The sequence below is a fragment of the Pseudomonas sp. NPDC088890 genome, assembly GCF_044900155.1.
GTDB lineage: Bacteria > Pseudomonadota > Gammaproteobacteria > Pseudomonadales > Pseudomonadaceae > Aquipseudomonas > Aquipseudomonas urmiensis.
In genome coordinates, this window is sequence record NZ_JBJDNG010000001.1 from 701,103 (window position 1) to 712,625 (window position 11,523).

Genomic DNA, 11,523 nt, shown 5'->3' on the forward strand with positions numbered 1-11,523 from the left:
CGGCTTTTGAGCCTGCGCCGCTTGGTAACGACACCCACAACCACCCACTCCCACAGGCTGGTGTGGCGGCTACCAGCGCATCTTCACCCCAAGACTGCCAATCAAGCCATTGAGGTCATTGCCATCCATATCGCTGCTGTAATCGGCACTGACGAACAACGCCACATTCGGCGTCATCCGCGCCACCAGGCCCAAGCCCAATTCCACCGTGGTCGAATAGCGTGAGCTGGAGATCTTGTCGACCTGGTCCAGCTGCACCCCATCGGCGTTGCTGAAGTCGTACCAGACGTTGGTCCGCACATAGGGCTCGATCGGCATTCCGCTCACTACATAGCGCCCAGACAATTTGGCACCGACCCGGCCGCTCCAGCTGGGCTGGCTATCGAACGCCTGCAAGGTCGCTTCCTGCACCTGGCTGCCGGGGAAGAACTGCTGGTTGATCAACTGCGCCTGCGGCTCGATCACCCAGCCGCCACCCAGGCCAATCGGGTAACCGCCTTCCAACGAGAAGGTCATCGCGTGGCCGCTGTCATCCAGGCGCTGGCCGCTTTCGCCACGGCCACTGACATCGATGCGGGTGCCCATCGCTACCGCATCCAGGTGCCAGCCCTGGGCATGGCTCATGCTCCAGTACACCCCCAGGCTCTCGCCGCTGAGGTTGACGGCGTTGCGCTGCTTGTCGCCGAGCAACTGGCGCATGCCGTTGAAGCTGCTTTGCAGGTTGTTATGGCCGACAAATACCCCGGCTCGGTGGACGTTGCCCGAGGTCGATTCGCGCACGAACAGGTCCGGGCCAATCATCAGTTGCTGGCTGGGTGCTTCGAGTTGATTGGGGGGTTGCGCGCCGATGTGGGGCAGGCCGGGGAAGAACTGCGACCATTGGCTGGCGACCAGGTCCGGTGCCGCCTGCCCATGGCGCTGGCTCATGCGCTCGGAAAAGGCGCTGAGGGTATTGAGGCTCAAGCCGCTGGCGCTGACCGGATCCAGCGACAGCTGGGGCATCGCCGGCTGCTGCAGAAGGTTGGCGTAAGGCTCATCCTCTTGCAGATCGAACGCGAAAGTTTCCACCGGGGTTGCCAGGAGCAGCGACGTGGAAACCGCGCACAGAACATGATCGAGGCGCAGGGGGCGCGCAGTTCTTTTCATGGCGGTTCTCCTCTTGTTTTTAAGGTACAGCCCAAGGACCTGGCCTGTTGTCACGAGCTGTACGACAAAACAGAGGGCGACCCAAACCAGCACGCCAGCCTGTTCGAGCGCGCACGAAGGCGCGAGCTAGAGGCCCGGCGCAAATTTTTTACGTCTGGTATTAAGTTCAGCTAAGGAGAGGACAAGGCTTGCGTCAAGAAAACGTGAAGGATCTGTGCGAGGTCTGTAAGTAGAGTTAACTCATTGAATTAATGGGCAAACCAATTGCCCATAGCCAGGTTCGCTATTTGCCGTTGTGCGGCTATGCCGAATCATTGCTACAGACGCACTTCCACTGCCAGTGGCAGGTGGTCCGACAGGTGCGTCCAAGGCTTGTGGGCGAGAATTTGCGGGGCATGGCTCTGGGCATTGCGCAGGTAGATCCGGTCCAGGCGCAGTAATGGCAAGCGCGCCGGATACGTTCGGGCGAGCAGGCCATGGTGGCGCTCGAACGCTTCATGCAGGTCGCGCGCAAGGCCCAGGGTGCGGTTGCCGCGCAGCTTCCAGTCGTTGAAGTCGCCGGCGATGATCACCGGCTCGTCAGCGGGCAGGGCGTCGAGCAGTTTGCGCAGTAGCTGCAATTGCTGCTGGCGGTGGCTCTCGAGTAGCGACAGGTGCACGCAGATGGCATGCACCGGGCGCTGGCCGGGCACATCGAGAATGCAATGCAGCAGGCCGCGGCGCTCGGGGCCGGTGATCGACACGTCGAGGTTACGGTGCTCCAGGATCGGGTACTTGGACAGCAGGGCGTTGCCGTGGTGGCCATCGGGGTAGACCGCATTGCGGCCGTAGGCGAAGTCACTCCACATGCTGTCGGCGAGAAACTCGTACTGCGAGGTCTGTGGCCAGCCGGGGTAACGCGCAGCGTGGCGGTCGTGGCTGCCGAGCACTTCCTGGAGAAACACGATATCGGCTTGGGTGCTGCGCACCGCCTCGCGTAGCTCCGGCAAGATGAAGCGCCGATTGAAGGCGGTAAAGCCTTTGTGGGTATTGACCGTCAGGACCCGGAGGCGGTCGACGGCCGGGGATTGGCTGACGGAGGCGAAACCTTGACTGCCGGCTTCGAGGTTCACGGGGGCTCCTGTTCCTGGCTGGCTGCTGTTTGGGTTGAGCCAGTGGCGGCCTCATCGCTCCCACAAGGCCCTGCGATGAGGGCGCCACTGACACAACAAACGCTATTGTCTAGGACCGAATCAGCCCGGCTGGGTTCAGTCCTCCTCGCGCTGCAGCACCATCAGCAGCAACGAGCGGCCAGTCGCCTCGAACATCGTTTCGAATGGCAAATGCTGCGGCTTGCGCAACTGCGGACGATCGGTATCGATCAGGCAGCTCCAGTAGTCGCCTTCAGGCACGGCAGGCAGTTTGAACGGCACGGTGTCGTGGTGGGCATTGACGATCAGCAGCATGGTCGCCTCAGACCCTGGCCGGGCTATCCCGCTGACTTGCGCGCGGCCATCTATCAGCATGCCCAGGCAACGCCCGTGCGGGTCTTGCCATTGCTCCACGCTCATCTCGCTGCCATCGGGGGCCAGCCAGGTGACATCCTTGACGCCAATCGCCTCGTTGTAGTCGCCGACCAAAAAGCGTGAACGGCGCAGCACCGGGTAGGTCAGGCGCAAGCGGGTCAGGCGCTTGACGAAGGTCAGCAGCTCGCTGCCTTGCTCGTCCAGGTCCCAGTTGATCCAGCCGATCTCACTGTCCTGGCAGTAGGCGTTGTTGTTGCCATGCTGGGTGCGGCTGAACTCGTCGCCGGCAACGATCATCGGCGTGCCTTGGGCCAGCAGCAGGGTGGCGAAGAAGTTGCGCATCTGGCGCATGCGCAGGGCGTTGATTTCAGGGTCGTCGGTCGGCCCTTCGGCGCCGCAGTTCCATGACAGGTTATTGTCGGTGCCGTCCTGATTGTTCTCGTCGTTGTCTTCGTTGTGCTTATCGTTGTACGAGACCAGGTCACGCAGGGTGAAGCCGTCGTGGGCGGTGACGAAGTTGACCGAGGCATAGGGGCGCCGGCCGCGGTTGTTGAACATGTCGCCTGAGGCCGTCATGCGTGAGGCGAAGTCGGCCAATTGGCCCTCGTCACCCTTCCAGAAGCTGCGCACGGTGTCGCGGAAGCGATCGTTCCATTCGGCCCAGCCGGGGGCGAAGTTGCCCACCTGATAGCCGCCTGGGCCGCAGTCCCAGGGTTCGGCGATCAACTTGACCTGGCTCAGCAGTGGGTCTTGGCGGCAGGCGACGAGGAAGCTGTGCCGCTCGTTGTAGCCATCGTGGTAGCGGCCCAGGATGGTTGCCAGGTCGAAGCGAAAGCCATCCACGCGCATCTCGCCGGCCCAGTAGCGTAGCGAATCGGTGACCAGTTGCAGCACGCAAGGGTGGCTCAGGTCGAGGGTGTTGCCGGTGCCGGAGTCGTTGATGTAGTAGCGCTTGTCATCGGGCATCAGGCGGTAGTACGAGGCGTTGTCGATGCCGCGCATCGACAGGGTCGGGCCTTGCTCGTTGCCTTCGGCGGTGTGGTTGTAGACCACATCGAGGATCACCTCCAGGCCTGCGTCGTGCAGGTGGGCGACCATCTCCTTGAACTCGGCGATCTTGCCGCTGGCCAGGTACTTGGGGTGCGGCGCGAAGAAGGCGATGCTGTTGTAGCCCCAGTAGTTGTTCAGGCCTTTGTCGAGTAAATGCTGGTCGTTGACGAAGGCGTGGATCGGCAGCAGTTCGATGGAGGACACGCCCAGATCCTTGATGTGCTTGAGCAGCTCATCGTTGGCAAGGCCGGCAAAGGTGCCGCGCAACGCCTCGGGCACCGCCGGGTGGCGCATGCTGATACCGCGGGTGTGCGCCTCGTAGAGGATGGTGCGTTCCCACGGCACCTGCACCCGATGGTCGCGGCCCCAGGTGAATGCCGGGTCGATGACCTTGCATTTAGGCACGAAGGGCGCGCTGTCACGCTCATCGAACGACAAATCGCCGTCGGGATGGCCAATGGTGTAGCCGAACAGCGCCTCGGACCATTTCAGGGTGCCGACCAGTTGTTTGGCGTAGGGATCGATCAGTAGCTTGTTGTGGTTGAAGCGATGGCCATTCTCCGGCTCGTAGGGGCCGTAGACGCGATAGCCGTAGACCAGGCCTGGGTGGGCGTCGGGCAGATAGCCGTGGTAGATCTCATCGGTGTATTCCGGCAGCTCGATGCGTTCGAGCTCCTGCTCGCCAGTGGAGTCGAACAAGCACAGTTCGACTTTGGTGGCATTGGCCGAGAACAGGGCGAAGTTGACTCCCAGGCCGTCCCAGGTGGCGCCGAGCGGGAACGGCATGCCTTCACGAATGCGCGATGGGGCGACAGAGCGGGTTTTCTTCGGGGTGCGGGGGCTCATGGCAGTCCTCGTTGGCCAAGGGGAGGGGGTGTCAGGGGCGCGCAGTGGCCCCTGTATTGCTGGGCTAAGGCGTCTGGATAGACTCACCCTGCACTAGGCTTTTTCACCGCCCGGGGCTTCTTCTCGGCCACCGGCTTGGCGGCCGTGTTGCTGGCCACCTTGGGCTTGGCCGCAGCCTTGGGTTCTGCCGCTACCTTAGGCTTGGCTGCAGCCGGCTTCTTGCGCGGCGCAGCCTTGGGCGCCAGGGCTTCAGCTTCGGCAAGCTTGCGCGCCATCTCCCAATGGCGCTCCTCCTGCCCGGCAGGCTTGCCCTCGGACTCCCAGATCTCATAGGCAAATTGGCGAATACGCTTTTCATCGACACTCATCATGACGCTCCTGATGCTCAAGATTGTTGTATCAACAGATTGACCGGACATTCAGCCAGCACAGCGCTCAACATCAGCTCTCTAGAAGGGCTGACCGCGCGGCTGGCGAAAAGTCCAGTCCAATTGGCAGGTGACGAGGTAAACGGCAGAATCAGCCGGGTGTCGTCCCAGTTCTGTGCCGGGATCAACGGTGTTGGGCGAGTGCCCAGTAACGCGTAGGTCAAACGTGGCACCACCACAATCGCGCGCTCACCGTCGCCCAGGCGGGCAAACGCCAGTACCTTGTCGGCATGCCGGCCCTGCACGGCCAGCGGCAGGTAGTCACCCCGGCGAAATAACGCTGGGTAGGCCTGACGGCAGTCGAGGACCTGGGCGATCAGCGCCTGCTTGATCCGCCCATCGCGCCAGTGTTCGAGCAGCGCTGCCAGCGGTGTGCTGTCGTCCAGGCTGGCTCGCCTCACAGCGTAGTCCACTGGGCGGCGGTTGTCCGGGTCGACCAGGCTCAGGTCCCAGTACTCATTACCCTGGTACAGGTCGGGCACCCCCGGCGAAGTCATCCGCAGCAGGCACTGCACCAGCCCATTGAGCGCGCCGGCGCAGGCAATCGACTGCGCAGCGTCTGCCAGTGAATTGCGCAGTTGCTCATTCTCGCGCTCAAGCAGCAGGCCATCGATATAGGCCGCGCACGCTGTTTCATAGGCCTCGTTTGGCGCGCTCCAGGCGCTGCGCAATTTGGCTTCGCGCAGGGCCTTCTGCTGCCACTGGCGAATCCGTTCGGCGTAGCGGCCAAGGGCGGCTTGATCGTGCCGGTCAAGCTGCAGCGGCCAGCTGCCGAGCAGCGTCTGCAACAGCATCATTTCATCAGCCGGGCTCGGCGCCGGGCCATCTTCCAGCGCCTTGCGCAGCGGCGCGGCCAACTCGCGCCAATGCTCGACCCGGCTGGCCAGCCAAGGCCCACGTTCGCTGAGCACCGCCAGGCGCGCGCGGCAGTCTTCGCCGCGCTTGTGGTCATGGGTGGCGGTGGCCAGCAGGTTGTCGGGGAAGTCGCGCAGGCGGCGCTCGGCCTCGGTGTGAAACGCCTCGGGCGCGGCGCTGAAGCGCTCGGCCTCAAAGCCCACATCATTGCGCGAGAGCAATCGGGCCGAGCGGTAGAAGGCAGTGTCTTCCACAGCCTTGGCCGCACTCGGCGCGGTCAGCTGCTGGAAGCGCACGCAGGCATGGCGCAGGTGCTTGCGTGGCCGGCCTGGCGGCAAGCGGCGCCAGGGTTGGCCGCCGAGCCACAGCTGCAGCTGGTCGAGCAACGGCCAGTCGGCTTCGCTCAAGGTTTGCCGGGCGCCGCTCAGGGCCTGCTGGAAAAACGCTTCGTCTTCAGCGGGGCGGCCGATGGCGTTGATATAGGTACGGTACACCGGGTAATGCTCGACCAGCGCCTGGAGCGCCCGGCGAATCGCACCCAGGGTCAGGTCACGGGTCATCAGGTCGTCGCGCGCCACTTGCAGCAGCGCCTGGGCCACCGACTCACAGTCGCCGGCCAGGCTGGCGTTGAGCACCAGATGGCGCGCCTGGCGGACTTCTTCAGGGAAGTCAGGGCGCTCGCTGACGCTGCGCCACAACTCGGTCAGCGGCTCTTCACCCGCGGGGTCGTGCTGGAGCAGCGACACCTGGTTCATGAACTCGTAGCCGGTGGTGCCGTCGGTGAGCCAGTCCTGATGCAGGTGCTCATCGACGCCGAGGATCTTCTCCACGTAGATCGGGAAGTGCTCAAGCGCAGCGTTCAGCGGGCGCGTGGCCAACAGGCTGTCGACGCGCCGGCGCAACTTGCGACAGTAACCGCGTGGATCGGCCAACCCGTCGATATGGTCGATGCGCAGGCCATCGACCAAACCGCGCTCGATCAGCTCGAACAGCTTGGCATGGGTCGCTTCGAACACCAGCGCGCGCTCGACCCGCAGGCCGCCCAGCTCGTTGATGTCGAAAAAGCGCCGCCAGTTGATATCGTCCGCCGCCGTGCGCCAGCTGGCCAGGCGGTAGGTCTGGCGTTCGAGCAACTGATGCAGGCGCTTGAAGCCCGCTTCGGTGCGGCTGTCGAAGGCGCTCAGGGCCTCATCCAGGCTAGCGCCTTGGTTGACCACGCGAGCCAATTCGGCGTGCAAGGGCAGGGCATCGGCCAGTGGCTCGGGCGACTCATGCAGGCTGTTGAAGCGTTGGGCCAGCTCGCGCAACTGCGGGTGCTGGCTGTGCCCCAGGATGCGCGGGTAGTCCATCGGGCAAATGGGGAAGCGATGGTCGTAATGAGCGACCTCCAGTACCCCTTGATCGGCGTCGAAGGTCAGCGGGATGTCGCCCTGTTGCAAGGCCACGCCATAGTCTGTGCCGAGAAACGGCAACAGCAATTGGCCGGCCAGCAGCGGGTCGCTGGAGTGCCATTGAATGTCGAAGAACTCGGCATAGGGGCTGCGTCGCCCCCAGGCCAGCAGGCTCTGCCACCAAGGGTTGTCGGCGCCGCCCACAGCCATGTGGTTGGACACCGTGTCGAGGATCAGCCCCATGCTGTGCTGACGCAATGCACCGACCAAGCGCAGCAGCGCGGCTTCGCCGCCCAGCTCCGGGTTGACCCGCGTCGGGTCGACCACATCGTAGCCATGCCGCGAGCCGGCGCGGGCCTTGAGGATCGGTGAGGCGTAGAGGTGGCTGATGCCCAAACGGGCGAAGTACGGCACCAGCGGCACCGCGTCATCCAGGGTGAAGTCGCTGTGAAATTGCAGCCGCACGGTGGCGGTCAAGGGTTTCATCGGTCACGCTCCCAGGCTTGTTCGCGGGCCTGGGCCAGCAGCTCCAGGCGCCGCGCGGCGTCTTCATCGTCGAGCAGGTCGCGCACCGGCAGGGCGAAACGGCGACGCCAATTGGGGTGGCCTTCGGTGGTGCCGGGCAGGTTGGCTTGCTCGTCGCTGCCCAGCAGGTCCTCCAGCGGGATCAGCACCAGCGGCGCGCGGGTATGGCCGACGTAGCGGATGGCCGCATCGATCAGCTCGTCATCGGATTTGAGCGGGCCATAGTTGGCTTCCAGCAGGCGGCGCAGCCCCTCGCGCTCCTTTTGCCGGTCATGGCGCCAGTGCAGTTCGGCAGGCGCATCGATCAAGTGCAGGCGGTGATACCAGTCGATATCGCGGCTTTGCAGCCAACCGGCCAGCGGCGCCAGGTCGTGGGTGCCGGTGGTGGCCAGGGCGTTGTCGGGCCAGTCGAGAATGGGCTTGAAATGGCCGGTCGAGGTCTGCTCGAAGGGCAGCACGCGCATGCCCAATATGGCCTTGTCGGCGAGCACCTCGCGCAGGCCATCCGGCACCGTGCCGAGGTCCTCGCCAAGGATCACCGCCTGGTGGCGCACCGACTCGAGGGTCAGCAAACGCAGCAGATCATCCAGGGGGAAATTGAGGTAGGCGCCCTCGCTGGGCTTGGCACCACGGGGGATCAACCACAGCCGGCGCAGGCCCATCACATGGTCGATGCGCAGGCCCCCGGCATGGGCCAGATTGGCCCGCAACATTTCGATGAAGGCGCGGTAGCCGTTGCGCTTGAGACCTTCAGGTGAGAACGCGCTGATGCCCCAGTCCTGGCCGGCGCGGTTGAGGATATCTGGCGGGGCGCCGACCGTCAGCTCAGATAGCAGCTCGTCCTGGCGGCTCCAGCCTTGGCTGCCAGCACCATCGGCACCCACCGCCAGGTCGGCGATCAGCCCGACTGCCATGCCGTTGCCGCGCGCTGCTTCCTGGGCGCGTTGCAGGCCGCGCTCAGTCAGCCATTGGCAGAACGCGTGATACTCCACCCAGGATGGATGGGCGCTGGCGAAGGCTTCCACCTCGGGGTGATATGGGTCGTGCCAGGCGGCTGGCCAGTTGCGCCAGTCGGCACCCAGGCCGCGCTCCATGGCTTCGGCTTGCAGCACCTCGAAGCGGCAATGATGCTCCAGGGCTTGGCCACCGGCTTGGCGAAAACTGTCGAAGTCTTCGCGCAGCGGGTGATTGCCCTGGCTGAAATCCTTGTACAGCGCCTTGAGCAGACGCTGTTGGGCGTCGGCGGCGCGTGGCCAGTCGACCAACGACTGGCGCTCGAGCTCATCGAGCGTGGGTTGCAGCTCGCAGGCCTCGATGGCCAGGCGCACGGTGCGCTCGCCGAGCAGCGCCGCGGGGCTGGCGTAGAGGCTGTTGAGCAGCAGCCGGCTGGACGGGGAGTAGGGGCTGTAGTGGCGCTGGTCGGCGCCCGACAACGCGTGGATCGGGCTGATCGCCAAGGCATCGGCGCCACGCTCGGCCGCACTGCGGGCCAATTGCTCCAGGGCCAGGCAGTCGCCATAGCCGCCGTCACCCGGGCGGCGCAGGCTGTACAGCTGCACCGACAGGCCCCAGCAACGCGGCGGTGGCTCTTGAACGGCATCGTGCAATGCATGGCAACGCAGGGGCGCTACCGCCACGCTGAAGCTGCGGCCATCGATATCCAGCTGGTGATAGCCGATGGGCAGCTTGCCAGGCAGTTGCGCCTGTTCGTCGAGGTTCAGCTCCACAGGGTCGCCGTTTTCCAGCACACAACGCACCGGGCTGCCGGCAGAAAAGTAACGCGCCAGCGGCAACGGTTGGTCGATATCGACGGTCAGTAGCGGCGGCAGGTGCTCGCTGTCTTCGGCTTGATCCAGGTTGTGCAGGCTGGCCGCGATGGCCGCGTCATCGGTTGCCGGGTGGCCAAGCCCGGCGAGGACTTGGCGCAGTACCGGGTCGCTGACCTTCTGCGGGCGGTTGTTGGCATCGATCCAGTCACGGGCCACTCCCACACGGGCGGCCAGACGGTGCAACGGCAATTCGCTCATGTAGGCTCCAGGGCAGGGGCAAGCAGGCTGACCACGCAACTGTGCGCGGCCAGGGTGGAATCGGGGTGGGCGTTATCGCTGCTGTCGAACAGACGCTGCGCGGCAGGCGGCAGTTCGACTGGCTGCGGCGTAGCGCCCAGGTTGAGGTCGATCCGCAGCTGCTGACCATTGCCCAGGCGCCAGCGCGCGCTGAGCGCCTTGTCGCCGAGCACCTCGGCACCAAGTGCCTGGCTACCGGGCAAATGCGGCGATACGTGCAAGCGGCGTAGTTCGAGCAATTGCTGATACAGGCCGTGCCAGCCAGCCAGGACCTCCTGGCGCTGGAGCCGAGAGGCCTGGAAGGTGTCGGCGGCATTCGGGTCGGGGATCTGCTCGCGCTGGTCGGGGTCGGCGAACGCGGCAAAATGGGCGAACTCGCCGCGCCGGCCTTCACGCACCGCGTCGGCCAACTCGTCGTGAAAATCAGTGAAGAACAGGAAAGGTTTGCAGCTGCCGTCGTCGTCGCCCATGAACAGCAGCGGGATCATCGGCGACAGCAACAACAGCCCAGTGGCGGCGCGCAGCGCCTGCGGTGAGCAGAGCCGGGTGAGGCGCTCGCCCAAGGCGCGGTTGCCGATCTGGTCGTGGTTCTGCAAAAACAGCACGAACTTGCTCGGCTGCAAATGCGCACTGGGTTCGCCGCGAGGGGTGCCGTGGCGATTGGGCTGGCCCTGGAACACGAACCCTTCGCTCAGGCAGCGGGCGAGCTTGTCGATGGGGCGGTCTTGGTAATCTTGGTAGTAGCCTTCGGTTTCGCCAGTCAGCAGGACGTGCAAGGCGTTATGGCCGTCGTCGTTCCACTGGGCGTCGAAGCCTTGTTCGAGCAGGCTTGCCTGGTTGTGTTCGTTTTCCAGCACCAGCCACACGTGGCGACCGGGCTCGACTGCAGCGCGCACTCTGTGCGCCAGTTCAATCAAGAAATCAGGTTGGTCGATGGCATGTACGGCATCCAGGCGCAGGCCATCGACGCGATAGTCACACAGCCACATCAGCGCGTTCTGAATGAAGTACTCGCGCACTTCAGGGCGGCGAAAGTCGATGGCTGCGCCCCACGGGGTCTGCCGATCTTGGCGAAAGAACGGGCTGGCGTATTCATGCAGGAAATTGCCATCGGGGCCGAAGTGGTTGTAGACCACATCGACCATCACCATCAGCCCAAGGCCATGCGCCTGATCGATCAGGGCACACAACTGCTGCGGGCTGCCGTAACTGTGCTGGGGGGCAAACGGCAGCACGCCGTCATAGCCCCAGTTGCGCTCTCCGGGAAACTGCCCCAGCGGCATCAGCTCGATCGCCGTGATACCCAGCTCGGCCAGGCGTGGCAATTGCCCTGCAACCCCGGCATAGCCGTCGGCCAAGCCCACGTGCAGCTCCTGGATCACCGCCTCGTGCCAGGGCCGGCCTTGCCAGGGGTGCAGCCACGGATAACGGGCCAGGTCGACCACCTGGCTCGGGCCATGCACCCCTTCGGGCTGATAGCGCGAAGCCGGGTCGGCGACTTCCAGCTCATCATTGATGCGGTAGCGATAGCGGCTGCCTGCCTGGGCCGGGGCAATGCCGCTGAACCAGCCATCGCCTTCGGCCTGCAAGGCAATCGCCGGTTGTTGGTCCAACTGCAAGCTCACGTTGCGCGCATCCGGCGCCCAAAGGGCGAAGCGCGCCGACGTGGCGTCCAGTAAATGTGCGCCATGCCTGTGCATCTTCGACACCT

The 11,523-nt window shown here is 64.5% G+C and carries 7 protein-coding genes; all 7 read right to left on the reverse strand.

Annotation, left to right across the window (positions count from 1 at the left end; translation table 11 throughout):
* Nucleotides 1-69 precede the first annotated feature (69 nt).
* The 7 genes from ACI2JX_RS03195 to treZ all read right to left on the reverse strand — a co-directional run bounded on the left by ACI2JX_RS03195 (nt 70) and on the right by treZ (nt 11,512).
* Complete coding sequence (locus ACI2JX_RS03195; protein ID WP_264233119.1) at nt 70-1,146, reverse strand: autotransporter outer membrane beta-barrel domain-containing protein; 1,077 nt, start codon at nt 1,144-1,146, stop codon at nt 70-72.
* Between the two features lie 317 nt (nt 1,147-1,463).
* Nucleotides 1,464-2,258 (reverse strand): endonuclease/exonuclease/phosphatase family protein, encoded by a 795-nt coding sequence (locus ACI2JX_RS03200; protein WP_264233120.1) that lies wholly within the window; start codon nt 2,256-2,258, stop codon nt 1,464-1,466.
* A 135-nt stretch (nt 2,259-2,393) separates the two neighbouring features.
* Complete coding sequence (gene glgX / locus ACI2JX_RS03205; RefSeq protein ID WP_368973451.1) at nt 2,394-4,547, reverse strand: glycogen debranching protein GlgX; 2,154 nt, start codon at nt 4,545-4,547, stop codon at nt 2,394-2,396.
* Between the two features lie 83 nt (nt 4,548-4,630).
* Nucleotides 4,631-4,918, reverse strand: a complete 288-nt coding sequence (locus ACI2JX_RS03210) for a DUF2934 domain-containing protein (protein WP_404689352.1) — start codon at nt 4,916-4,918, stop codon at nt 4,631-4,633.
* Between the two features lie 14 nt (nt 4,919-4,932).
* Nucleotides 4,933-7,707 (reverse strand): malto-oligosyltrehalose synthase, encoded by a 2,775-nt coding sequence (locus ACI2JX_RS03215; RefSeq protein WP_404689353.1) that lies wholly within the window; start codon nt 7,705-7,707, stop codon nt 4,933-4,935.
* On the reverse strand, nt 7,704-9,773 hold the full coding sequence (gene malQ / locus ACI2JX_RS03220; protein WP_404689354.1) for a 4-alpha-glucanotransferase: 2,070 nt from the start codon (nt 9,771-9,773) through the stop codon (nt 7,704-7,706). The genes ACI2JX_RS03215 and malQ overlap by 4 nt, the downstream gene beginning before the upstream one ends.
* The gene (gene treZ, locus ACI2JX_RS03225) at nt 9,770-11,512 is read right to left on the reverse strand and encodes a malto-oligosyltrehalose trehalohydrolase (protein ID WP_404689355.1); all 1,743 of its coding nucleotides are present in this window, start codon (nt 11,510-11,512) and stop codon (nt 9,770-9,772) included. The genes malQ and treZ overlap by 4 nt, the downstream gene beginning before the upstream one ends.
* Nucleotides 11,513-11,523 lie beyond the last annotated feature (11 nt).